This window comes from Actinobacillus arthritidis (assembly GCF_029774155.1).
Classification (GTDB): Bacteria; Pseudomonadota; Gammaproteobacteria; order Enterobacterales; family Pasteurellaceae; genus Actinobacillus; species Actinobacillus arthritidis.
The window spans coordinates 721,291-746,929 of the sequence record NZ_CP103833.1; the positions used below are offsets into that span (position 1 = coordinate 721,291).

The window sequence follows — 25,639 nt, forward strand, 5'->3', positions numbered from 1 at the left end:
TTCCTTTTGTAAGCCAAAACAAGCGGTGAAATACTCTAAAATTTTGCAAATTTATCGATAAATTTAGCCGCTTATCGAGAAAGAATTTATTCTTGTGCCAATGCGGTAATCGGATTGAGCTTGGAAGCATTTTTGGCTGGCATATAACCGAATACGATCCCAATTAGCGTGGAGCAGAATACCGCTAATACTACGGATTCAGGCGAGAGAATCATCTTAAAATTAGTGCCTAGCGTATTAAATGAGAAAATAATCGCTATAGCGAGCAGAATACCAATCACACCACCTAATAAGCAAATTAAGATCGCTTCAATTAAGAATTGTTGCAAAATATTGCCTTGTTTAGCACCGATTGCCATACGAACACCGATTTCTTTGGTTCGTTCCGTTACCGATACTAACATAATATTCATAACCCCGATGCCACCGACAATCAGTGAAATCATAGCAATAGAGGAAATTAATAATTTCATGGTATTGGTGGTGCTAGTAATCGTTTGTTTAATCGTGTCACTATTCATTACAAAGAAATCTTTCTTACCGTGTTTGGCGGTAAGTAACTCATTAATGCTTTTTTCTGCTGTTTGGCTCTCGACATTGTCTTTTACTTTTACGGTTAAGGAATCAATAAATTTCTCACCGGAAATTCGTTGCATTAACGTTGTGTAAGGCATCCAGATTTTTAAACTAGTTTGATTCATATTATTCGACTCTTGTGCCAAACCAATAATTCTCAGTGGTTTTTTACCGACTAAAATCACTTTTCCTTCTACCGGATCTGTTAAACCGAGATCTTTTTTAGTATTTGCATCAATGACGACAACTTGTGACGATAATTTGACTTCATCAGCATCAAAAAAACGTCCTGAAACCATTTTTAAACCTTTCACATTGATAAACTGTTCGCCAACCCCATTAACTGAAGCGGTAACATCCATATTTCCATAAATCAGCGTGCTACTAAAACTGCTAGATGGTGTCGTACTATCAACAAATTGTTGCTTGTTAAGCATAGTCGCATCGCTGATTGTCAAATTTTTCGTTAAATTTGCCCGCCTGTCGCCAAAACCAGTACCATTCATAATGGTCATCGTATTTGTGCCTAAGCTATTAATATTCGAGAGAATTTGTTGTTGCGAGCCTTGACCGAGTGCCACGACGGAAATTACTGATGTAATCCCGATAACGATACCTAACATTGTGAGTAAAGCACGTAATTTATGAGCCATAATTGCATTAGTTGCCATTTTGAAAGACTCGATTAATTGGTCAAAGAAACGAGGAGATTTATGTTCTCGTTTAGTGAGTTTCAATTCTTCAGAATAAGGTTGTTGACGTTGATCCCGAATAATAGCACCGTCTTTAATTTCGATCACACGACTGGCGGTAGTCGCGATATTAGGATCGTGTGTCACCATAATGATCGTGTGACCTTCTTTATGCAGATCTTGCAAGATCTCCAATACGGTTTCACCGCTTTTTGAATCTAAAGCACCGGTCGGTTCATCGGCTAAAATAATTTCACCACCATTCATTAATGCTCGTGCAATACTGACTCGCTGTTGTTGTCCTCCAGAGAGTTGGTTTGGTTTATTCGTGGTTTTATCGGATAAGCCTAATTTCTCAAGTAATTGATTCGCTCTAGCTCTGCGAGATGAACTATCCATACCGGCATAAATTGCCGGTAATGCAACATTTTCGTTGGCGGTTAAAGCGGAGAGCAGATTATAACGTTGGAAAATAAAGCCAAATTTACGTTGGCGTAAATCAGATAATTCATCGGCGGTCATATTTAATGTTTCTTTGCCATCAATGCGACATACACCGGAACTGGCGGTATCCAAACAACCGATAATGTTCATTAATGTTGATTTACCTGAGCCAGAAGCCCCAATAATTGCAACAAAATCGCCTTGCTCAATAGAAACATTAATATCTTTTAAAATATGAGCTTTATTTTCACCCGAACCGAAATATTTATTTAGTTTTTCAATTTCAATAAGTTTCATTTATTTAAATAATTCCAAGCCAATATATGAATACTAGACCCATCACGTCGTGATAGGTTCGCTATTTTTGTATAACTAGACAACGATTAAAAGCGGTCTTTTTTTGCAAGATTATTTACAAAAAAGACCGCTTATATCGGGTTATTATTCAATCCAAAGCGGTAGTTTGATTTCAATTCTCAAACCGCCTAACTGGCTCTTCATTGCTTGTACATGACCTTTATGCTGTTGCACTGCATTTGCTACAATCGCAAGCCCAAGTCCCGTGCCACCGGTTTGTCTAGCCCTCGCTTCATCAACCCGATAAAACGGACGAAAGATCTGTTGATATTCGGTTTCAGGAATACCTTCGCCATCATCATCTATCGCCAGGATTAATTCGGTATTATCAATATAAATGAGTACTTTAATACTTTTACTCGCATATTTTTGAGCATTGCGGATTACATTTTCCAATGCACTGGCAAGAATATTCGGATTACCATTGATAAAGAATCTCTCTGGGTTAGCGATACGCTGACTAATAAATAAATCTAAGTTATTTTGTTCCGCCTCAAATTTTGCATCCTCTAAAATGTCATCCCAAATTTTGTTCACGGAGAAGATCTCTCGAGTCATATGCTGATTAACCTGTTGGCGAGAAAGCATCAGGAGATCGTGTACCATGGTATCAAGTTTAATCACTTGGTTTTCAATTCTTGCTAATTCCGGCGATTCTCCATTACGGCGACGAATCAATGCGGTAGCTAAATGTAAACGAGCTAGTGGCGTTTTCAGCTCATGTGAAATATCTGATAACAATCGCTGTTGGTGTAATGTTAAATCTTGCAGAGAAGTAATCATCTGATTAAAACTTTTACCTACTTCACGTAATTCATTGATTCCTTCCGTTTCGAGTGCTGGATTTATCGCAAAATTACCGGTTGCTACCGCATTGGCAGATAGGCGTAAGGCTTTTACCGGTTGGGAAATTTTCCATGATAGCCAAAGTAGAATAGGAATACTGACGCCTAACACGATTAGTAACATCAGCCATGGCGAGTCAAAAATACGGTTAAAAAATTCCTCTTGCGGATCAACGACTTGAGCAAAGTATTGATAATATTCTCGCTTATTGGATTTTACTAAAAAAGGGCCATAAATTTCCAAATTTCCAAAGCGACGTTGTAACGGCTCTTCAGGACTATCTGCTCGATATAAGAATACTTGGAAAGATTTTATTTGGTGTTGATTTACCCCGACAAAGATACCAGTTTTTCTATCTAGTAAAATGACATCGAATCCATTTTGGGTTGCAACGGATAGTTCTCTCTCAAAAATCTCATCCAAGTTATATTGCAATTCAGTGCTATGACTCTCTTGTTTAAAAAATTCTTTCTCATTCGTTTCAATCGGTAAAAATGAACGGGCATCAAAATTAGGAATAGCCAATGTAATTGCAAGCATAATTGCAAAAACTAATCCGAAATAGGCAAATAATTGGTACGCTAAATAGTGGCGTACGGCTCTTATTTTTTTGAAGATATTTTTAATATGTTTAGCCATTTTTGCTTAAATTTAAAAGAAAATCCCTCGAAAATTCGAGGGATTAAATGAGAGTATTTATTTTTCTGTTACAAGTAAATAACCTCGACCACGTAGCGTTTTAAACCATGGAAGATTATCATTACGTTCAGGTAGTTTTTTACGCAAATTAGATATGTGCATATCAATCGCACGGTCGTAAGGTGTTAGCCGTTTACCCAAAATTTCTAAACTGAGTAATTCACGAGAAAGAATTTGACCGGGATTACGCATTAACATCTGTAATAATGCAAATTCCGTACCAGTTAAGTCTAAGTCACGACCTTCGAAAATAGCTTGTTGACGACCCGGATGTAACTCAACGCCGCCAAATGATAGTTGCTTGCTGTTTTCTTCTAAAGATTGATTAGATGACATAATAATATCGGAGTGAGATAAACCGATAGGCACAGTTCGACGTAAAATCGCTTTAATACGAGCAACTAGCTCACGATCATTAAACGGTTTTGGTAAATAGTCGTCTGCACCTAATTCTAATCCAAGTACACGGTCAATTTCATCGTCTCTAGCACTCAACATTAATACTGGAGTTGAATGTCTTTGACGTAATTGTTTTAGTGTTTCAATACCGTTTAATACAGGCATCATAACATCTAACAGAATCAGATCATAATTTTGTAACTCTAATTCTGTGAGAGCATCTTGACCGTTATGAACGCAGTGAATATCAAAACCTTCTAGCGAAAGTAATTCCGCTAGTAATTCTGTCAGTTCAATATCATCATCAACGAGTAAAATTTTAGGCATAACTAATTCCCATGTTTCTTTAATTATATTTCTTACTTGTAATTAAATTTACAACTTTATCAAGGTTTGTCAATTCATTATAGTGATTTTATTTGATCCCAAATAAAATCAAGTTCTTGTAGAGAGCAGTCTTGTATAGATTTATCCGATTTTTTAACCACCTTTTCCACCTTCCTGAAACGTTGTTCGAATTTGATATTCGCATTACGTAAACTGGTTTCCGCATCCATTTTATAGTGACGACATAAATTTACTGTGGCAAACAGAAAATCGCCCAATTCTTCCTCTAACTTATCCGCATTTTGAGGATATTGCATCATCTCATCTTTAACTTCTTGTAATTCTTCTTCCACTTTAGCTAGTACATCTTGAGGATTATCCCAATCAAAACCAACTTTTGCGCGCGTTTTTGTAACTTATTGGCCCGCGTTAATGCCGGTAAAGCAAAAGGTATATCGTCTAAAATAGATTCGTGCTGCTGACGTTTAGCTTCGGTCGCTTTCTGAGTTTCCCAATTCTTAAGTGCTTCTTCACTATTTGCGGAGATTTATCGCCAAAAACGTGAGGATGTCTGTAAATCAATTTGTCATGAATGTCGCTTAGTACGTCATCAAATGTAAAAGTTCCTTCCTCTTTTGCTAATTGGCTAAGAAATACCACCTGAAGTAATAAATCGCCTAATTCTTCGCGTAATGCGGCACGGTCTTTTGTATGAATCGCTTCTGCAACTTCGTAAGTTTCCTCAAGTAAACAGGGTAACATTGAATCAAAGTTTTGCTTAATATCCCAAGGACAGCCTGTTTCAGGATGTCTTAATTGTGCTACCACATCAAGTAATTGTTCGATAGAGGTCATTTTATTTCTCCCAATAAACTATTATAAAAAGTAAACGCGATATTATTGTGTTAGGTTATACGCTAGATCAACTAAAAATTCACCATTCCAAAATAAATCTTGTTACAATAAAGCCATATGAAATTAATACGAGAAATATATGGCGGCGGAAAAACTTACTAAAAAGCGATTAATTCAAATTGTTCTTATGTTAATTATTTTAATTGGTGCTTTTCTTTATCGTACATATACATATAGCTGATATTTCAGCTGATCAGAGCAGATTATATGATTAAAGCATATCCAAAAGATTGAAATTATGCTTTAATACCGATAATTTTTTGTCAGAATAATAAGGTTAAAAAATGAGCTGGATTGAAAGAATTTTAGGTAGAACCTCTTCATCATCAAGCAGTAGCAAATCCAAAGTGCCAGAAGGTGTTTGGACGAAATGCACGAGTCGCGAACAGGTCCTGTACAGCGAAGAACTTAAACGTAATATGAATGTTTGCCCAAAATGTAATCATCATATGCGTTTTGATGCACGTACTCGTTTATTATCGTTATTAGATCAAGATAGTGCACAAGAGATTGCCGCAGAGTTAGAACCGCAGGACATCTTAAAATTTAAAGATTTGAAAAAATATAAAGATCGTTTAACTGCGCGCAAAAACAGACCGGAGAGAAAGACTCTTTTATTACGATGTGCGGTACATTACATAATATGCCGGTAGTAGTCGCTTCATTTAACTTTGAATTTATGGGCGGTTCAATGGGCTCGGTTGTCGGTGCTAAGTTCGTGCGTGCGACGGAGCGTGCATTAGCGGAAAATATTCCGTTTATCTGTTTCTCCGCATCTGGCGGTGCTCGTATGCAAGAAGCATTATTCTCTTTAATGCAGATGGCGAAAACGAGTGCGATCTTAGCGAAAATGCGTGAAAAAGGTGTGCCGTTTATTTCTGTTTTAACAGATCCGACACTAGGCGGTGTTTCAGCAAGTTTAGCAATGTTAGGTGATATCAATATCGCAGAACCTAAAGCGTTAATCGGTTTCGCAGGCCCACGAGTTATTGAACAAACTGTGCGTGAAAAATTACCAGAAGGCTTCCAACGTGCAGAGTTCTTATTAGAACACGGTGCAATTGATATGATTGTACAACGTAAAGATATGCGTGATACGCTTGCTCGTTTATGTGCAAAAATGACCAATAAACCAACGCCGTTTAAAACAGCGGAACTTATTGTTGAAGAAGCGTAATTTTATTTAGCATGACTAAGCCACGTTATACGTGGCTTTCTTTTTTGGAAAAGATATAATGAATACTTTAATTGTTCCAACTATTAATGATAGCCTCGCCACATGGTTGGATTACTTAGAAAAATCGCATTTTAAGCCGATTGATATGGGCTTAGAACGTATTAAAAGCGTAGCGGAAGCGCTCGAATTACTTCAGCCGGCACCTTATGTTATCACCGTTGCCGGTACTAACGGGAAAGGGTCAACTTGTCGTTTATTGGAAGTAGCCTTGCTTAAAGCCGGTTATCGAGTCGGTGTCTATTCATCTCCTCACCTAATTCGTTATAACGAACGAGTGAGAATTCAAGGCGAATTACTCAATGACGAAGCCCATGTGCAATCATTTGCAAAAATCCAACAAAAAAAGACCGCTTCTTTAACCTATTTTGAGTTTAGTACGCTTTCGGCACTGCGGCTTTTTAAAGAGGCAAATTTAGATATTGTCATTTTAGAAGTTGGGCTTGGCGGACGTTTAGATGCAACCAATATTGTTGATCCGCATTTAGCGATAATTACTTCAATCGATATCGATCACGTGGATTTTCTCGGCGATAACCGAGAAGATATCGGGCGAGAGAAAGCAGGCATTTTCCGTGAAAATATACCGGTAATTATCGGTGAACCGGATTGCCCGAGAAGCATTTTACAGCAAGCGAAAGCACTTAATTGCCAAGTGGTTAGACGCAATGTGAATTGGAAATATTCTGTAGAAAATAACCGCTTTCACTGGCAATCGGAATTTATTGATTGGCAAGATTTACCGATGCCGCAAATTCCGATTCCGAATGCCGGTACCGCTTTAGCCGCGTTGGCTCAACTTCCGTTTGAAATAAATGAACAAGTAGTTAGAGCCGCATTGCAAGAAGCACAAATGACAGCCCGTTTCCAAACGTTAACCGAAAAAGATTTTGCAAACTTTTCCGGAAAACAACCGCTTGCTCAAGTGATTATTGATGTCGGACATAATCCGCATGCGGCAAAATATTTGGCAGGGCGATTAAGTTCGCTGAAACAGGCTAACCAAAAGATTTATGCCGTATTTAGTGCATTAGTTGATAAAGACTTAAGCGGAATCGTAGAGCCATTGGCAAATGTTATTGACGAATGGTACTGTGCCGGCTTAGACGGATACCGAGGACAGTCAGGTGAAGAAGTCTATCAAAAACTTGCAAAAGTTTTACCAAATTCGACCGCTTGTTATTACCAAACGGTTTCCGAAGCGACCGAATCATTATTCGCCAAAGCGAGCAAAACCGATATTATCCTGATTTTCGGCTCATTCCACACCGTGAGCGATTTTTTAGTTTGGGTTGGGGAGTGATTTGTTGTTTTGTTAATCAAACAAAAACAAATTTGAAAAAAGTGCTTGCATTGGTTTTGGAAATCTCTATAATGAGCCACATCAGACGCGGGGTGGAGCGACTTGGTAGCTCGTCGGGCTCATAACCCGAAGGTCGTTGGTTCAAATCCGGCCCCCGCAACCAGTTTTAAGGCTCACAGTTTTGATTAAAGCTGTGAGTTTTGTTTTATATATAGCCTTTGCTAATTTTCGATAACGAACATAATTCGCAAAATTTTGTATAAAACAAACCGCTTAAAGCCCCACGGTTTTCCGTCTGGGGTTTTTTTGTGGCTGGTACATAATAATCGTATCAAAAGGGCTGGTTAAGGCTCTTTTTTTATATCTGTCATTTAGGAGGCTTCCTTGGCAACTTTAGAACAAAAATTAGAAGAACTCGTTTCTGACACCATTGAATCAATGGGCTGTGAATTAGTCGGTATTGAGTGTCAACGAGCAGGGCGTTTTTTAACAGTACGTTTATATATTGATAAAGAAGGCGGCGTAACCATTGATGATTGTAGTGATGTGAGCCGTCAAGTGAGTGCAATTTTAGATGTTGAAGATCCGATTGCGGATAAATATAACTTAGAAGTTTCATCTCCGGGCTTAGATCGTCCGTTGTTTACGCTTGCACATTACCAACGTTTTATCGGACAAGAAGTTGTGATTCACTTACGTATTCCAATGTTCGACCGCCGTAAATGGCAAGGTAAATTAGAGAGTGTAGAAGGCGATTTAATTACGCTGACAGTAGATAATGAGGCTCGTCAATTCGCATTCGGTAATATTCAAAAAGCAAACTTAGTTCCAGTTTTTAATTTCTAAAAGGTTAACCTAGAAAATGAGTAAAGAAATTTTATTAGCCGCTGAAGCGGTATCTAACGAGAAGTTATTGCCAAAAGAAGCTATCTTTGAAGCACTTGAAACAGCATTAGCCATTTCGACTAAAAAGAAAAAAGAAATGGATATCGATGTGCGTGTGGTAATTGACCGCAAAACCGGCGATTTCCAAACTTTCCGTCGTTGGATTGTGGTTGAACAAGTACACAATATGACACGTGAGATCAGCTTAGAAGCGAGCACAATACGAAAATCCTAGCGTGCAATTAGGCGATATCGTTGAAGATGAAGTAGATTCAATTCCATTCGACCGTATTACGATGCAGACTGCACGCCAAGTGATCAGCACAAAAATTCGTGAAGCGGAGCGTAACAAAGTTATCGACCAATTCCGTTCACAATTAAATACCATCATCACTGCAACTGTTAAGAAAGTAAACCGTGATCAAATTATTTTAGATTTAGGTAACCAAGCGGAAGCGGTAATCGTGCGTGAAGATATGCTTCCACGTGAAAACTTCCGTCCGGGTGACCGTGTACGTGGCGTATTATATGCGATTAAACCGGAGTCAAAAGGTCCGCAACTTTTCGTAACACGTGCAAAACCGATTATGTTAGAAGAGTTATTTAAACTTGAAGTACCGGAAATCGGCGAAGATGTCATCGAAATTAAAGGTGCATCGCGTGATCCGGGCTCTCGTGCAAAAATTGCAGTGAAATCACACGATAAACGTATCGATCCGGTAGGTGCTTGCGTTGGTATGCGTGGTGCGCGTGTTCAAGCAATTAGTAGCGAATTAGGCGGTGAGCGTGTAGATATCGTGCTTTGGGACGATAATCCGGCACAATTCGTCATTAACGCAATGGCTCCGGCAGATGTAAGTTCTATCGTGGTTGATGAAGATAAACATGCAATGGATATTGCGGTTGAAAGCAAAAACCTTGCGCAAGCAATTGGTCGTAACGGTCAAAACGTACGTTTAGCGACACAATTAACCGGTTGGACATTAAACGTAATGACTACCGAAGACTTAGATAAGAAGCATCAAGCGGAAGATAATAAAGTTATCGATTTATTCGTAACTTCATTAGAAATCGACCAAGAATTTGCACAAATCTTAGTAGATGAAGGTTTCTCTAGCCTAGAAGAACTTGCATTCATTCCAGTAAGCGAATTAACTTCTATCGATGGTCTTGAAGATGAAGATTTAGTAGAAGAGCTACAAACTCGTGCGAAAAATGCGATTACCGCAAAAGCATTAGCGGAAGAAGAAGCATTAAAACAAGCGCATATTGAAGATCGTTTATTAAACTTAGAAGGTTTAGATCGTCATATCGCATTTAAACTGGCTGAAAAAGGTATCACAACGCTTGAAGAATTAGCAGAACAAGCTACGGATGACCTTTCGGATATTGAAGAATTATCAGCAGACAAAGCAAGCGAATTAATTATGGTCGCTCGTCAAATTTGCTGGTTTAGCTAATCGTTGTAAGGAGATAAAACAATGAGTGATAACGAAATTAAAAACGAAGCACCTAAGAAATTGAGCTTACAACGTCGTACAAAAACAACCGTTGCTGATGGTAAAGTCCAAGTGGAAGTGCGTAAGTCACGTAAAATTGATACGGAAGCGGTTAAAAAAGCACAAGAAGAGGCGACTTTAAAAGCAAAACAGGAAGCGGAAGCAAAAGCTCTAGCAGAGAAAGAAGTCGCGGAAAAAGCAATGCCGAAGCAAAAGCTAAGGCGGAAGCAGAAGCGACTAAAAAAGCAGAAGAAGCAAAAGTAGAAGCGGCTAAAAAGGTTGCGCCGGCAGTTCCTGTTATGCCTAACAGTAAACCGAAAGCGACTACACCGAAAGTAGAACAACCGAAACAAGAGAAAGCACTTGATCCGGAAAAAGAAGCGAAGAAAAAAGAAGAAGCTGAACTCCGCCGTAAACAAGAAGAGTTAGCGCGTCAAAAAGCGGAAATGGAAGCGAAACGTGCGGCGGAAAATGCGCGTCGTTTAGCGGAAATTGCACGTGAAGAAGCGGCTGAAAGTGGTGAAGAATTTGAAGATGATCGTTTTACTTCAACCTATGCGCGTGAAGCAGATCGTGATAATGATCGTCGTAGCGAAGCAAATCGCGGTCGTGGTAAAGGCGGTGTAAATAAAGCGAAAAAAGGCGATCGTGAAGACAAAAACGAGCGTAGCGCAGACCGTCGTAACCAAAAAGATGTGAAAGGCAAAGGTAAAAACGCGAAGAAAGGTTCTGCATTACAACAAGCCTTTACTAAACCTGTTCAAGTAAATAAAGCGGATATTGTGCTTGGTGAAACCATTACGGTTGCTGAACTGGCTAATAAAATGGCGGTAAAAGCAACCGAAATCATCAAAACGATGATGAAAATGGGTGAAATGGTAACGATTAACCAAGTTATCGACCAAGAAACTGCTCAACTTGTTGCGGAAGAAATGGGACATAAAGTTATTTTACGTAACGAAAATGAACTTGAAGATGCGGTAATGGAAGATCGTGACGTGGATGCGGAAAAAGTAACACGTGCGCCGGTAGTAACTATCATGGGTCACGTTGACCACGGTAAAACCTCATTACTTGACTATATCCGTAAAGCGAAAGTGGCGGCAGGTGAAGCAGGTGGTATTACTCAGCATATCGGTGCTTATCACGTTGAAACGGAAGACGGTAAAATGATCACCTTCTTAGATACACCGGGACACGCCGCATTTACTTCTATGCGTGCACGTGGTGCGAAAGCAACAGATATCGTTGTTCTTGTTGTAGCAACAGATGATGGTGTAATGCCACAAACTATCGAAGCAATTCAGCACGCGAAAGCAACTGGTGCGCCGATTGTCGTTGCGGTAAACAAAATTGATAAACCGGAAGCAAATCCTGATCGTGTAGAGCAAGAATTACTTCAACACGAAGTGATTTCAGAGAAATTCGGTGGTGATGTTCAGTTCGTACCTGTATCAGCGAAAAAAGGTTTAGGTATTGACGAGTTACTAGAAGCGATTCTTCTTCAATCTGAAGTATTAGAACTTACTGCAGTTAAAGAAGGTATGGCAAGCGGTGTCGTAATCGAATCTTATCTTGATAAAGGCCGTGGCCCAGTAGCGACAATCCTTGTGCAATCAGGTACATTAAACAAAGGCGATATCGTACTTTGTGGCTTTGAATATGGTCGTGTGCGTGCGATGCGTGACGAAAACGGTAAAGAAGTGGACTCTGCTGGCCCATCAATTCCAGTTGAGGTTTTAGGTCTTTCAGGTGTACCGGCGACCGGTGATGAAGCAACTGTGGTACGTGATGAGAAAAAAGCACGTGAAGTAGCATTATTCCGTCAAGGTAAATTCCGTGAAGTGAAACTTGCTCGTCAGCAAAAAGCGAAACTTGAAAATATGTTTAGCAATATGACCGCTGGTGATGTTGCAGAGCTTAATGTGATTGTTAAAGCGGACGTACAAGGCTCGGTAGAAGCCATTTGCCAAGCATTAGCAGAGCTTTCAACAGACGAAGTAAAAGTGAAAGTAGTAGGTTCTGGTGTAGGTGGTATCACTGAAACGGATGCAACCTTAGCGGTACGCTTCAAATGCGATTATGGTTGGTTTCAACGTACGTGCGGACGCATCGGCTCGTCGTGTCATTGAAGCAGAAAATATTGACTTACGTTACTACTCAATCATCTACGAATTGCTCAACGAAATCAAAGCGGCAATGAGCGGTATGTTACAACCTGAGTTCAAACAAGAAATCATCGGTTTAGCAGAAGTACGTGATGTATTCCGTCATCCGAAATTCGGTGCAATCGCTGGTTGTATGGTAACTGAAGGTGTAGTGAAACGTAACAATCCAATCCGTGTATTACGTGACAATGTAGTAATCTTCGAAGGTGAGTTAGAATCTCTTCGCCGCTTCAAAGACGACGTTTCAGAAGTACGTAACGGTATGGAATGTGGTATCGGCGTTAAAAACTATAATGATGTAAAAGTTGGCGACCAAATCGAGGTATTCGAAGTGGTTGAAGTGAAACGTAGCATCTAATTTCATTTTATGATTGAAAGCGGTCAGATTTCTGCATAAATTTGCAAGAATTTAGTGGAAACTGACCGCTTGTTTTTGGCTGAACGTCGCTAATAACCACAAATTAGGGTATAATCCTAACAAAATTTTGAGGCGCTTTTGTGGTGCCTCGTTTGCATTTTGGAGAAAATATGAGCAGAGAATTTAAACGTAGTGATCGTGTAGCGCAAGAGCTACAAAAAGAGATCGCTTTGATTTTACAACGTGAGGTTAAAGATCCTCGTATCGGCATGGTGACGGTATCTGATGTGGAAGTAAGCCGTGATTTAGCTTATGCAAAAATCTTTGTCACTTTCTTATTCGATAATGATCAAAGCGTGATTGAGCAAGGTATGAAAGGCTTAGAAAAAGCAAGCCCGTATATTCGCTCATTAGTCGGTAAAGCAATGCGTTTACGTATCGTGCCTGAGCTTCGTTTTATTTACGATCAATCGTTGGTAGAAGGGATGCGTATGTCTAACCTTGTATCGAATGTGATTAAAAACGATGAAGCTAAACATAAAGAGGACGAATAGGTGTCAAGACCTCGTAAAAAAGGCCGTGATGTTCACGGCGTATTTTTATTAGATAAGCCGCAAGGAATGTCATCAAACGATATCTTGCAAAAGGTAAAACGCTTATTTCAGGCAAATAAGGCAGGGCATACCGGTGCATTAGATCCGCTTGCGACCGGAATGTTACCGATTTGTTTGGGGGAAGCGACTAAGTTTTCGCAATTTTTACTTGATTCGGATAAACGTTATCAAGTTACTGCCAAATTAGGCGAACGTACTGATACGTCTGATGCTGAAGGACAAGTGGTTGAAACTCGTGCAGTGAATGTTGGTGAAGCAGAAATTATTGCGGCATTAGAGCAATTTCGTGGCGATATTTTACAAGTTCCAACCATGTTCTCCGCCTTAAAACATAACGGTAAACCGCTTTATGAATATGCTCGTCAAGGTATTACAGTAGAACGAGAAGCACGTCCGATTACAATTTTTGAGCTAGATTTTATTGAGTATTCCGCACCTTATCTGACGTTAGAAGTACATTGTTCAAAAGGCACTTATATCCGTACTTTGGTGGATGATTTGGGTGAAGCTTTAGGCTGTGGTGCACATGTCACGGTTTTACGCCGCTTAGCGGTGGCAAATTATCCAATTGATGCAATGATGAGCTATGAAGATTTGCAAAATTTAAGTGAAAATCAACCGCTTGAAGTGTTGGATCAACATCTTTTACCTTTAGATACTGCTGTAGAAAGCCTACCCAAAATAAATCTCACCGCAGAGCAAACTAAAGCGGTCGGTTTTGGTCAAAGAGTGAGGTTTGAAAATATAAATCAAATTTATGGACAAGTTCGTCTATTTTCAAATAATTCGCAATTCCTTGGTGTCGCTGATATTACAGCCGATAATGTAATTCGCCCAAGTAGAATGGTTAATCTTTAGTTTTAAGCGACTTTTTATTCGCTATATATTTATCTTATGAAATTAAAATTTTTAGCAATTCCAGTCACTATGATGGCTCTAGCTCTTTCCGGATGTTCTAATAAAAGTAGTAGTTACGCAGAACTTCCTATAGACGCTAAATATACTAAATCTCGTACTGTGCATAATTTTAATGATTATGTACATTTCTTGAAGCAAAAAGTCGCTGGTGCAGGCGTATCGGATAAAGTTTTAAATAGCCAGAAATTCATCCAATATAATGCACGTGCAGTACAGTTAGATCAGGCTCAAGCGACGCAAGCGTGATCCAAATACACCGCCTCCACCACCTAATCCAAATGGTGTTACTAATTATTTAAGTAAAGTGCTGACGCAAAATAAGGTCAATCTAGCCAGTGAATATTGGTATGAATTTAACGGAGCATTAAATAATGCGAGTAAAAAATATGGTGTGCAAAAGGAATATATCTTAGCCTTATGGGGTATGGAGAGTAGTTTCGGGCGTTATCAAGGTGATTTTGATGTGTTATCCGTATTAGCAACATTAGCTTTTGATGGTCGCCGTGAAAAGCTCTTTACCCAAGAATTTGTTAATGCAATGAAGATGCTTGATGACGGTACAATTAATCGTTATGAATTGTTAGGCTCTTGGGCAGGTGCAATGGGGCAGACCCAATTTATGCCAACGGCATATTTGAGTTATGCCGCTGATGGTAATGGCGATGGTAAAAAAGATATTTGGAATACGGAAGCAGATGCGTTTGCCTCCATTGCATCTTATCTTTCTACAGTCGGTTGGGATGATGAAGTTCCTTGGGGCGTTGAAGTAAAATTATCTAGCCCAATTGATATATCATTCTCAGGCATTGAAGCGAATAAAGCTAAAACGTTAGGCGAATGGCAATCGTGGGGAGTATATTTGGCATTTCCAACTTCACAAGAAACAGCAAAACTAAGTGCCTTAAACGGTAAAAAATTATGGTTAGTGCGTCCGGATAAAGAAGTGGGGAGAGCATTTTTAGTATCAAATAACTTCCGTACCTTAATGGATTGGAATAAATCAAATAATTTTGGTGTAAGCATTGGTAAATTTGCTGATCGCATTTTGGCAAGTGTGGGGCAGTAGTTTTACCTTTGTAAAGAAGCGGTAATTTTTATCTAATAAATTGCAATTTATACTAAAATCAGTAAGCTATCAGTACCAAACATAAGTTTGGGATTTTTAATAAGGAAAGTAATATGTACTTTGAAATTTATAAAGATGCTAAAGGTGAATTCCGTTGGCGTTTAAAATCCGGTAACCATCAAACCATTGCAACCGGTGGTGAAGGATATGCAACAAAACAAAGTCGCCAAAAAGGTATTGATGCAGTGAAAAAAATTACCGCTGAAACTGAAGTTAAAGACTTAACTAAAGAAGAAGCATAGTTGAAAAGCCCTGAAGAAGATTCAGGGCTTTTTTACAAAAAAATTTACTGAATTTTACCGCTTTTATAGCTATAAAAAATGCCCTCAAATGAGGGCATTTTGCATTTAGGCATTAAGCTTGTGTTGCCTGAATTGCAGTCAATGCGATGGTGTATACGATATCATCCACTAACGCACCACGAGAAAGGTCGTTAACTGGTTTACGCATACCTTGAAGCATTGGGCCGATAGACACTAAATCTGCAGAACGTTGTACTGCTTTATATGTCGTATTACCGGTATTTAAGTCAGGGAATACGAATACGGTTGCTTTACCTGCTACTGGAGAATTAGGTGCTTTAGAACGAGCCACATCTTCCATTACCGCGCATCATATTGTAACGGACCATCGATAATTAAATCTGGGCGTTTTTCTTGTGCGATACGAGTTGCTTCTTTCACTTTCTCTACATCTGCACCAGAACCTGATGTACCGGTTGAATAAGAAATCATTGCAACACGTGGGTCAATACCAAATGCTTTCGCTGATTCTGCAGATTGAATTGCAATTTCAGCTAATTGTTCTGCAGTCGGATCTGGGTTTACCGCACAGTCACCGTACACAAGCACTTGATCCGGTAATAACATAAAGAAGATTGAAGAAACAATTGAGCTACCCGGAGCAGTTTTGATGATTTGCATCGGTGGGCGAATCGTATTTGCTGTGGTATGTACCGCACCAGATACTAAACCGTCAACCTCACCTGCTTCTAACATCATTGTACCAAGTACCACAGTATCCGTTAATTGCTCACGAGCAACCACTTCTGTCATACCTTTGTTTTTACGTAACTCAACTAAACGAGCAACGTAGTTTTCACGTACTTCTTCAGGGTTGATAATTGTGATACCTTTACCTAATACCACACCTTGTGATTCCGCTACACGTTGAACATCAGTAGGATTTGCTAAAAGTACACATTCTGCAATACCGCGTTCCGCACATAATGCTGCCGCTTTAACAGTACGAGGTTCATCACCTTCAGGTAACACGATGCGTTTTCTCGCTTGACGTGCATATTCAGTTAATTGATAACGGAATGTTGCTGGAGATAGACGACGTGCACGCGTTGTCGCTTTAGAAATTTCATCAATGAAACCATGGTTAAATTGACTTGCAACGTATTCTTTAATTGATGCAATACGTTCTTTATCATCCGCAGGAACCTCTAAGCTGAAACTTTGTAAGCTAAGTGCAGTTTGCCATGTATTACCTTCTACACGGAATACCGGCACACCAGATTCAAATGCTTGTTGGCAAAGTTTAGCAATCGGTGTTTCGATTTTATAGCCACCAGTTAATAAGATTGCACCAATCTCAACGCCGTTCATTACCGCTAAAGAAGCGACCACTAAAACTTCCGGACGATCCGCAGAAGTTACTAATAAGCTACCTGCTTTGAAATGATCAACCATATGCGGAAGACTACGAGCACAGAATGTTACACCACGAATACGACGAGTTTGGATTTCGCCTTCGTTAATAATTGCGGCGTGTAAGTGTTTCGCTAAATCGATCGCACGAGTTGCAATTAAATCGGATTTCCACTCAACGCAAGCAAGTAATTTGATTGGGCTTTTCGTAAATAATGCTTCCACTTCCGCCGCATTTTGTGTGCTGTGTTGGAATGAATCGAAAATTTCCGTTAAGTCCGGACGAGTACGGCCAGATTCATCAACCGGTGCATTAAATTTGTTGATGATCACACCTAACAAGTTAGGATTGTGACGACCACCGAATTCTGATGCAGTTGCTTCAATACGTTCTTTTAATTGTGCCGGTTTATCTGAACCCGGTGCGACAACTAAGATGATTTCTGCATCTAACGCTTGAGCAATATCATAGTTTACGCTGTTTGCGTATGAGTTTTTACGTGTTGGAATTAGACCTTCAACAACGATAACTTCATTATTTTTTGATAATTGTTGGTGACGCTCAACTACTTTTTCTAATAAAACATCACTTTGGTTTTGACCAATTAACGCTTCCGCTTCGCTTAGCATAAATGGTTCGCCCACTTCTGTGGTTTGTGCGCCTTTAATGATAGAAGTAGAGCGGTCTAAAGTATCTTCACCGGTAATCGGTTGTGCGATAGGTTTTAAAAAGCCAACTTTTGTGCCTTTTTGCTCTAATGCATGAACTAAACCAAGGCTAACACTTGTTAAACCTACACCGGTTGTAGTTGGGATAAGAATAATTGTTCTAGACATATTTAATTCCGTTTATGTGAAATAGTAAAAGGGCAGAAGATCTGCCCTTGGAAATTATAATGCTAATTTAGCTGTATCTTGTGCAATCACTAATTCTTCGTTTGTAGGGATGACTACCGCTTTGAATGTTGAGTCATCTGCAGTAATAGTGCCTGATTTACCGAAACGTGCGGCTAAGTTACGTTCTGCATCTAATTTAACACCGAATAATTTTAAGTGATTTAATGCTAATTCTCGAACGTGACCCGAGTTTTCACCGATACCTCCTGTGAATGCAATAGCGTCTAAGTGAGAATCACCTAAGATTGCCATATATGCACCGATATATTTTGCTAAACGGTAGCTATATACGTCTAATGCACGTTTTGCTTCAGGTTTTGATGCATCGTCATAGTTATCTTCTGCATAACGACAGTCGCTAGTTACTTCTGTTAAGCCTAAAAGACCTGATTTTTTCACTAACGTATCTTCGATTTGCTCCATTGACATACCTAAGTTTTTGTATAGGTAGAAAATGATTGCAGGGTCGATGTCACCTGAACGAGTACCCATCACTAAACCTTCTAATGGTGTTAAGCCCATTGAAGTATCAATACATTTACCGTTACGAACAACAGATACAGAACCACCGTTACCTAAGTGACAAATAATTGCATTTGTTTGATCTACTGGTTTACCTGCTAATTCAGCAACTTGTGATGTGATGAATAAGTGGCTAGTACCGTGTGCACCATAACGACGGATACCATGCTCTTTATATAAGTTATATGGAAGTGCATAGAGGAATGCTTCTTCCGGCATAGTTTGATGGAAAGCCGTATCGAATACTGCAACATTTTTCTCTTTTAATTCAGGGAAAATACGGAATGCTTCTTGAATACCGATTAAGTGGGCCGGGTTGTGAAGTGGTGCGAATTGAATTGCGTTTTCGATGCCTTTAACTACATCGTCATTGATAACTACAGATGAGGTGAACTGTTCACCACCGTGAACGATACGATGACCGATAGCGCCAATGCTTGATTTTAATTCTTCGGATAATAATTGATTTGCGATGAATGTTAATGCTTCGCTATGTCTTGCTCCCGCACCTAAATCTGCATTGCCTTTTTCGCCGTTTAATTTCCATTTGATACGTGCGTCTTCTAAATTGAATGCTTCTGCTAAACCAGATAATTTTTCGTCACCCGTTTTAGGATCTAAGATGGCAAATTTTAGCGAAGAGCTACCACAGTTAAGGATAAGGATTAAGTTTTTAGACATGTCAAACACCTTTTTTCTTTTGTTCATGAAAGGATTGATAAACTGACACACAAAAATATGTGTACGTCTTTATAAGAATACACTTTTCGGCACATAAAATAAATTCCTATTCCAAAAAATCCTGAAAAACAGCTGAAAATTTAACACATCCCATCATTTCCAGTACAATTTACTGAGTTATCAAATTTATAATGTGGTGTTGTTCACTAAATTGGTAAAAAGAGCTAGAGAATAAGCGGTTATTTTCTTACAATAATTTGCAATATGAAATTTAACAGATTTCTTAATTTAACTTTAGACAAGAGGAGAGTGCTATGTTAAACAGACGACGTTTTATTCAACTTGGTGCAAGTGCGATGCTTGTGCTAGGAACGAATAAATTTGCTTTTGCAAAAGGTGCTAATCAAGCGGATTTACGTATTATTGCAACCACTGATGTCCACGGTTTCCTAACAGATTTCGATTATTATAAAGATGCTCCGACTGAGAAATTCGGTTTTACTCGTGCGACAAGCTTAATCGAACAAGCTCGTAAAGAAGTGAAAAATAGCGTGCTAGTGGATAATGGTGACTTGATCCAAGGTAACCCGATTGCCGATTATCAGGCGACGGTGGGTTCAAAAGAAGGCAAAGCCGATCCGGCAATGAAAGCCCAAAATGCAATGAAATATGATGTCGGTACTATCGGTAATCACGAGTTTAATTATGGTTTAACTTATTTAGGTAATGTCCTTAAACAATCTAACCACCCTATCATCAATGCCAATATCGTGAAACCGGGTACTGATGAGCCTTTCTTCCAACCTTATTTTATTCAAGAAAAAACCATTGTTGATGCCAACGGTAAATCACAAACCTTAAAAATCGGTTATATCGGTTTTGTTCCGCCGCAAGTAATGGTGTGGGATAAAGCAAATTTAGAAGGTAAAGTAGAAGCACGTGATATTGTGAAAACGGCTGAAAAATATGTACCGATTGTGAAAGCAAAAGGAGCAGATGTGATTATTGCATTAGCACATACAGGGCCATCTGACGAACCGTATAAAGAAGGTGCAGAAAACTGCGCGTTCTATCTTGCTGATGTTAAAGGTATTGATGCGGTTATTTTTGGTCACTCACACCGTTTATTCCCGAATAAAGAATTTGCACAATCGCCAAATGCTGATATTGCAAAAGGCACAATGAAGGGTGTTCCGGAAAGTATGGCAGGTTATTGGGCTAATAATATTAGTGTTATTGACCTCAGTTTAGCAGAACAAAACGGTAAATGGGCTGTGGTAGATGGTAAAGCGGCACTTCGTCCGATTTATAACGCCGAGACGAAAAAAGCAACGGTTGAGAATCATCCAGAGATTGCAAGCATTACTTAAAGAAACTCACGAAGCAACTCGTAAATTTGTGTCGCAACCTATCGGTAAAGCAACTGATAATATGTATAGCTACTTAGCATTAGTGCAAGATGACCCGACAATTCAGATTGTAAACCAAGCACAAAAAGCTTATGTGGAAAACGTCGTAGTTAAAGGCTTACCAGAACTCGCAGGCTTACCGGTATTAAGTGCTGGTGCACCATTTAAAGCTGGCGGTCGTAAAAATGATCCGACCGGCTTTACCGAAGTGGATAAAGGTCAATTAACTTTCCGTAATGCGGCGGATTTATATCTCTATCCAAATACTTTAGTGGTCGTAAAAGCGACAGGAGCAGAGTTAAAAGAGTGGTTAGAATGTAGTGCAGGAATGTTTAAACAAATTGACCCGGCTAGCACACAACCTCAAAGTTTATTAGATTGGACGGGGTTCCGTACTTATAACTTTGACGTAATCGATGGTGTAGAGTACCAATTTGATATTACTCAGCCGGCACGTTACGATGGCGAATGTAAATTAATCAATGAAAATTCACACCGTGTGGTGAATTTAACCTTCAAAGGAAAACCGGTTGATCCTAAACAAGAGTTCTTGATTGCAACTAACAACTATCGTGCATATGGTGGTAAATTCCCGGGTACCGGCGATAGCCATATTGTGTTTGTCGCACCGGATGAAAACCGTCAAGTTCTTTCTAATTACATCTCGGCAGAAAGTAAAGCTAACGGTCATGTTGTACCGACAGCAGATAAAAACTGGCGTATTGCACCGATTAATGCTCAAGCGAAGTTAGATGTTCGTTTTGAAACTTCTCCAACCGAAAAAGCAGAGCATTTATTAAAGAAAAAGCACAATACCCAATGACTTTAGTCGGCACAGACGAAATTGGTTTTGCGGTATATCAAGTTGATTTAACGAAATAATTTGCGTTATTTTTAATTACCACGGAATACTCGGATTACACTGATGTTTTATCTAATCTATCTGAGTATTCCATGGTTTTATCGTTGCATATTAATATTCGCTCTAATTTGATCAAAACTAATCTGTTTCACTAATTTACCGTTCTCAAAAATCAGTTCTAATAGATCATCAGAAAAATCATCTGTAGTGGTTAACCCATCAATATAATGATCGAAAGCAATTACTTTTACTCGACCTTTTTGTGATTTTTTTAATCCGTCATCTGTTTTAGGATTTTTAAAAATGGCTTTTTCTGTACCATTGATTGTAATTGAAGTGGCTTTTACAGCAAAACCTAGCGTATCTCGCGTATTACGCTGATAAGTTTGCGCCCCGACACCAAATACAATATTACTTGAAGCAAAACCTTTTTGCTCAAGTCCTTCCAATACGGCCAACATCTTATCGTAAGTTACGCCATCGCCGTAAATTGCCCCAATATGTGAGTCTAAAACTTTATAACCTTTGGTATTAATTGTGCCACCGAAGATATCCCATAAACATTCAATTAAACCTTTACGTTCATATTCATTACAAGCGGTCGAATTTCCGCAAAGAATTGCAAAAAAATCACCGCTATCAGGGCGTATAACCACTTTAGCATAAGTAGGGCGAGCCATAATTTCATCTTTTAGCAATGGCAGGTTAACGCTAATGTTATGCCAAAAATCGGTCGTATCTGCTACTATGGATAACATACTATCCGGAAATTTCTGCATTAAATAGCGGAAAGTAGGTAGCTCATCCACACCATGCGCACTCATAACCGAATGTTCAGAAGCGGGTATAGAAGTGCCAATTAAGTTCTGTGAACCATAATAACTGCTGATAAATGAAATCGCTGGGATAGTGTCCGTACCCAGAAAACTGGTTAAATGACCGGCACCGGACATCTCAGCGGATTCTAACGAACTCATTCCACGCATTGAAAAGTCATGCGATTGAAACGGAATATGTTCATGGTTATCACAGGTTTTCTCTGCAAATTTAGTCAGAGCAGAGCGATAAGCAAACGCAATTGAAGCGGACGTCATTGGTTGCCATAAACAGACATTAATGAGTGTTTCTAAATAGTTGGTTAACCAAAAGAAATCCGGATGCGTATTTTCAATCGTCATTACCGGCACTTTAATCGCAACGGATTTACCTTCCGGAATCGCTTTGATACGAACAGGTAAATAGCCTAATTGATGTAATTGAGCAATGTGTTTACCGGAATCCTTGAACTGTAGTGTTTGAGCAATAAATTGCGAATATTCTGATACAACTTCAGATGTCGGACGATTAAAAAAATTATCGTTAAAATAATGAATTAAATACTTAGTAAGAAATGCTTGAAACCCGAATGACACAACTCGGTTCAAATAAGGGGCTTGCTTATTACTACGAGGAGTAAAAGTGCTATAAATAATTTGTGTATTTTCTGGATATTGGATTCGATGTGACGTTTTGTAAAAGTCGCATAATAAGGACGGAATTGCACTCGATCTTTGATATTTGTTTAATAAACTACACATAATACTACCTTAATCTATTTTAAACTAAAATAAAGTCTACCATATGCAACAAGTAAATAATAAGGATTTATTTCATTTCTATAACCATATGTACAGATAACAACAAATTTGTAATATATATTAACCAATATGCATTTGGTGATCTTATATGTAACTCGCATATAGAGTTAATATTAACTAGTATAAAAAGTCGCAAATTTCTGTACAAATTTGACCGCTTATAGATAGTATTAAAATTAAACAGAATAGCACCAGATATACTATCAAAGTCACAATTATTTTACATTCGCATAATGTAGATTATGTTAAATAGAAAGTTGTTTATATATTTAGGAATATTAGCTTGTGCTACTTTCTTTATTCAACCACAGAACACACGGAATACACAGAAAGCTTATATACAATATCCTTTAGATTATTGCTAAAACTATATAGTGTATTGGAAACATACCTTCTTTCTTTCCGTGTACTCTGTGTATTCCGTGGTTAATATGTCATAAAAAAACAAAACCCCAATAGTTTTTACCATTGGGGCTTTTAGCTATTAACTTAAGCTATTGGCAACAAATTACCAGTAAACACGCATACCCACACCGATAGCTTTGTCTTTTGCTTTACCAACATAGTTACCTTGAACATCATATGCTTTAGTCTGAACATATTTACCTTCAACATAAGCTACAACTTGTTTATGTAATTTATAATCCGTACCTAATAAGAAACCATGAGATTTAGCTTTGTTGATATTTGTAAAATAATCACTTACTTTATCTGAAGTTTGATCATTATCAGCTTCTACACGCTCATATAAGTAGTTACCGTAGATACGTGATTTAGGTGTTACTTGGTATTGGAAACCCGGTGCTACGTAGAAACCTTTAACACGTTCTGTACCATCTTTCTCATATTTGTAACCAAAGTCACCCACTAATTTTAAGTCTGCGATAGTGTAACCTACTGCAAATTCATAACCATCTTGATAATGTTTATGGCTTGCTCCTGTAACATAGTTTGCACGACCCACACCACCTTCTAAGTTTAAGGTATGACCATTCGCTAACTGAGTTTCATAGACAGCACCGAAACCGTATGCATTTTTAAGTTCGTTTACTAATACTTCACCTGTCTGCATCACGTTTTTCAGCGAAGTTATAGTTTGCACCAAGTTGTAAACCTTCGATACCTTTATAATCGTAACGAATTACAGAGTTACCTGATGTTGCGATATAACTAGGCACAATACCATAGTACATATCGTCTGTTTGACCGTAATCATCAGCGATTGTTAATTGACGACCGAATGTTACGTCACCATATTGTTTGCTACCTAAACCGATGTAAGCACGTTTTGCGTATAAATCACCGAAATTATCTGTGCCGGTATCTTTAAAACGAATTTCTAAACGACCTAACGCATAGAAATCATTACCTAAATCATGATTTACACGTACACCAAAACGTGAACTTGCATTTTTTAGGTTAGTATGTGAATTTTTCTTAGCTGTACGATGACCAGCCGGATCTTGTGTTTTGTTACTTTCTTGAGCAACAATTAAACGTAAAGAACCGTCAACTTGTACTTTAGTACCTTCTGCGTCATATACGGTTACCGCTGAAGCTGATGCCGCGAATGCTGTTACTGCTAATGCAACTAGAGTTTTTTTCATAATGTTCACCTTAATTTTTAATTTTAAGTTTATTTAAAACTACTCTCGATAAGGTGTAAGAGTAATTTTCCAAAACTGACATTTACTGTATGAAAGTTTAAGTAAATGTAGATTGCGAACGCATAATGGCAAAATCACCTATTTATGTCAATAGGGGCTTATTGTTATAGTAGTCAAGTGAATAAACCATTTAAAAACAACGAGTTACTAAAAAACGCAGAGGATTTTCTCTAAATTAGCCATTAAAAAGGAGAAAAAATTCATTTTTGGCATTTATGTAACTCATTGAATTTTAATGATATTTTGTTTCGTTATTGATATTTGTTAAATTTGCAAAAAGTTCATTTTTTTTGTGATAGTTGTCACATTTTTAAAAAAATCTTAATTTTCAGTTGTTTTTTTGAACGAAAACAAAAGATTACAATCTAAATAAAATCGTTTTATAATAGTAAAAAATACAAAAAATCGTTATGAAATACCAAGAATTCTTCCACATTATTCAGCAAAAGTTACAACATTTTGCTGATCTTAAAGATAAAAAAATTACAATTACAGAGAATCTTTTCTCTAAAAACACACAAACAATTTCACGTTTTATTATTGAAATTGAACATACTGCTCTCTTGCTTTCACAACAAACATCCAAAGAATATGCCGATGTTTATGCCTCGAAACTATTTAAACAGTTTGAGGCTTTAGATAAAGCTATTCGATCTTTGAAACAGATTGAGTTTGTTGCTAAAAAACATTTTCTCTCTTCATTTTCTTTCCCAAAAAATATTCATTCACTTCCAGAAAATAGAAGGTTAACTGAATATCGTAAAGCACTAAGAGCATTAAATGACAAAATTAGCTGGTTAATTGAATGTAGCTATGAAGCAAATGAAGTAGAAAGGCTATATCTTCAACAACAAATATTAGAAACCGAATATAGGAAATCTAAATGTTTGGAAGCGATTGAGGGATTAGAAGAGAAATTATCTTTTATAAAATAAACGAAAAAAGGACG

12 protein-coding genes, 1 tRNA gene and 8 pseudogenes are annotated in these 25,639 nt (G+C 38.3%); 13 read left to right on the forward strand and 8 right to left on the reverse strand.

All coding sequences use genetic code 11. The features are described from left to right. Window positions 1-86: 86 nt before the first annotated feature. The 4 genes and pseudogenes from NYR89_RS03465 to mazG all read right to left on the reverse strand — a co-directional run bounded on the left by NYR89_RS03465 (window position 87) and on the right by mazG (window position 5,195). Window positions 87-2,009: a MacB family efflux pump subunit gene (locus NYR89_RS03465; protein ID WP_279446359.1), complete on the reverse strand. Its 1,923-nt coding sequence runs from the start codon at window positions 2,007-2,009 to the stop codon at window positions 87-89. Between the two features lie 144 nt (window positions 2,010-2,153). Continuing rightward, window positions 2,154-3,554: an envelope stress sensor histidine kinase CpxA gene (gene cpxA / locus NYR89_RS03470; RefSeq protein WP_279446360.1), complete on the reverse strand. Its 1,401-nt coding sequence runs from the start codon at window positions 3,552-3,554 to the stop codon at window positions 2,154-2,156. Window positions 3,555-3,611: 57 nt separating this feature from the next. Beyond that, the gene (locus tag NYR89_RS03475; RefSeq protein WP_279446361.1) at window positions 3,612-4,340 is read right to left on the reverse strand and encodes a response regulator; all 729 of its coding nucleotides are present in this window, start codon (window positions 4,338-4,340) and stop codon (window positions 3,612-3,614) included. A 77-nt stretch (window positions 4,341-4,417) separates the two neighbouring features. Continuing rightward, a pseudogene (mazG, locus tag NYR89_RS03480) lies at window positions 4,418-5,195 on the reverse strand (nucleoside triphosphate pyrophosphohydrolase). A gap of 344 nt (window positions 5,196-5,539) precedes the next feature. Here mazG and accD point away from each other — a divergent pair. From accD to NYR89_RS03530, 11 genes and pseudogenes are all read left to right on the forward strand, one after another. Further along, a pseudogene (gene accD, locus NYR89_RS03485) lies at window positions 5,540-6,432 on the forward strand (acetyl-CoA carboxylase, carboxyltransferase subunit beta). 55 nt (window positions 6,433-6,487) lie between these two features. Then, the gene (gene folC, locus NYR89_RS03490) at window positions 6,488-7,792 is read left to right on the forward strand and encodes a bifunctional tetrahydrofolate synthase/dihydrofolate synthase (RefSeq protein ID WP_279446635.1); all 1,305 of its coding nucleotides are present in this window, start codon (window positions 6,488-6,490) and stop codon (window positions 7,790-7,792) included. A gap of 86 nt (window positions 7,793-7,878) precedes the next feature. Further along, window positions 7,879-7,955 (forward strand) — tRNA-Met (locus NYR89_RS03495). Window positions 7,956-8,176: 221 nt separating this feature from the next. Next, a complete protein-coding gene (gene rimP / locus NYR89_RS03500) occupies window positions 8,177-8,638 on the forward strand; it encodes a ribosome maturation factor RimP (protein ID WP_039196865.1) in 462 nt (153 codons plus the stop codon). 16 nt (window positions 8,639-8,654) lie between these two features. Then, a pseudogene (gene nusA, locus NYR89_RS03505) lies at window positions 8,655-10,137 on the forward strand (transcription termination factor NusA). A 21-nt stretch (window positions 10,138-10,158) separates the two neighbouring features. Continuing rightward, window positions 10,159-10,440 (forward strand): hypothetical protein, encoded by a 282-nt coding sequence (locus NYR89_RS10950; protein ID WP_423848364.1) that lies wholly within the window; start codon window positions 10,159-10,161, stop codon window positions 10,438-10,440. A 92-nt stretch (window positions 10,441-10,532) separates the two neighbouring features. Continuing rightward, window positions 10,533-12,702 (forward strand): annotated as a pseudogene (gene infB, locus NYR89_RS03510) (translation initiation factor IF-2); the annotation flags it as partial. Window positions 12,703-12,872: 170 nt separating this feature from the next. After that, window positions 12,873-13,256: a 30S ribosome-binding factor RbfA gene (rbfA, locus tag NYR89_RS03515; RefSeq protein ID WP_279446362.1), complete on the forward strand. Its 384-nt coding sequence runs from the start codon at window positions 12,873-12,875 to the stop codon at window positions 13,254-13,256. Continuing rightward, window positions 13,257-14,174 carry a tRNA pseudouridine(55) synthase TruB gene (gene truB, locus NYR89_RS03520; RefSeq protein WP_279446363.1) on the forward strand — a complete coding sequence of 306 codons (918 nt, stop codon included), beginning with the start codon at window positions 13,257-13,259 and terminating at the stop codon, window positions 14,172-14,174. 36 nt (window positions 14,175-14,210) lie between these two features. Continuing rightward, window positions 14,211-15,300: pseudogene (locus tag NYR89_RS03525) on the forward strand (lytic murein transglycosylase). Between the two features lie 113 nt (window positions 15,301-15,413). Beyond that, on the forward strand, window positions 15,414-15,602 hold the full coding sequence (locus NYR89_RS03530) for a YegP family protein (protein ID WP_279446364.1): 189 nt from the start codon (window positions 15,414-15,416) through the stop codon (window positions 15,600-15,602). Between the two features lie 112 nt (window positions 15,603-15,714). Here the strand turns inward: NYR89_RS03530 and pta are convergent. Continuing rightward, window positions 15,715-17,852: pseudogene (pta, locus tag NYR89_RS03535) on the reverse strand (phosphate acetyltransferase). Between the two features lie 54 nt (window positions 17,853-17,906). Continuing rightward, window positions 17,907-19,115 carry an acetate kinase gene (locus NYR89_RS03540; RefSeq protein ID WP_279446365.1) on the reverse strand — a complete coding sequence of 403 codons (1,209 nt, stop codon included), beginning with the start codon at window positions 19,113-19,115 and terminating at the stop codon, window positions 17,907-17,909. 314 nt (window positions 19,116-19,429) lie between these two features. On the opposite strand from NYR89_RS03540, the pseudogene cpdB reads away from it, so the two are divergent. Then, window positions 19,430-21,406, forward strand: a pseudogene (gene cpdB, locus NYR89_RS03545) (2',3'-cyclic-nucleotide 2'-phosphodiesterase). A 78-nt stretch (window positions 21,407-21,484) separates the two neighbouring features. On the opposite strand, the gene NYR89_RS03550 reads toward cpdB, so the two are convergent. Both NYR89_RS03550 and NYR89_RS03555 read right to left on the reverse strand, forming a co-directional pair. Beyond that, window positions 21,485-22,963 carry a nicotinate phosphoribosyltransferase gene (locus tag NYR89_RS03550; protein ID WP_279446366.1) on the reverse strand — a complete coding sequence of 493 codons (1,479 nt, stop codon included), beginning with the start codon at window positions 22,961-22,963 and terminating at the stop codon, window positions 21,485-21,487. A gap of 568 nt (window positions 22,964-23,531) precedes the next feature. Next, window positions 23,532-24,630, reverse strand: a pseudogene (locus tag NYR89_RS03555) (porin). Window positions 24,631-25,100: 470 nt separating this feature from the next. Here NYR89_RS03555 and priC point away from each other — a divergent pair. Further along, on the forward strand, window positions 25,101-25,625 hold the full coding sequence (gene priC, locus NYR89_RS03560; protein ID WP_279446367.1) for a primosomal replication protein PriC: 525 nt from the start codon (window positions 25,101-25,103) through the stop codon (window positions 25,623-25,625). The last annotated feature ends 14 nt before the right edge of the window (window positions 25,626-25,639 follow it).

Bases quoted from the DNA above. Each gene is read 5' to 3' on its own strand.
- NYR89_RS03465 (WP_279446359.1), bottom strand. From the start codon at position 2,009: ATGAAACTTATTGAAATTGAAAAACTAAATAAATATTTCGGTTCGGGT.
- cpxA (WP_279446360.1), bottom strand. From the start codon at position 3,554: ATGGCTAAACATATTAAAAATATCTTCAAAAAAATAAGAGCCGTACGC.
- NYR89_RS03475 (WP_279446361.1), bottom strand. From the start codon at position 4,340: ATGCCTAAAATTTTACTCGTTGATGATGATATTGAACTGACAGAATTA.
- NYR89_RS10950 (WP_423848364.1), top strand. From the start codon at position 10,159: ATGAGTGATAACGAAATTAAAAACGAAGCACCTAAGAAATTGAGCTTA.
- rbfA (WP_279446362.1), top strand. From the start codon at position 12,873: ATGAGCAGAGAATTTAAACGTAGTGATCGTGTAGCGCAAGAGCTACAA.
- NYR89_RS03530 (WP_279446364.1), top strand. From the start codon at position 15,414: ATGTACTTTGAAATTTATAAAGATGCTAAAGGTGAATTCCGTTGGCGT.
- NYR89_RS03540 (WP_279446365.1), bottom strand. From the start codon at position 19,115: ATGTCTAAAAACTTAATCCTTATCCTTAACTGTGGTAGCTCTTCGCTA.
- NYR89_RS03550 (WP_279446366.1), bottom strand. From the start codon at position 22,963: ATGTGTAGTTTATTAAACAAATATCAAAGATCGAGTGCAATTCCGTCC.
- priC (WP_279446367.1), top strand. From the start codon at position 25,101: ATGAAATACCAAGAATTCTTCCACATTATTCAGCAAAAGTTACAACAT.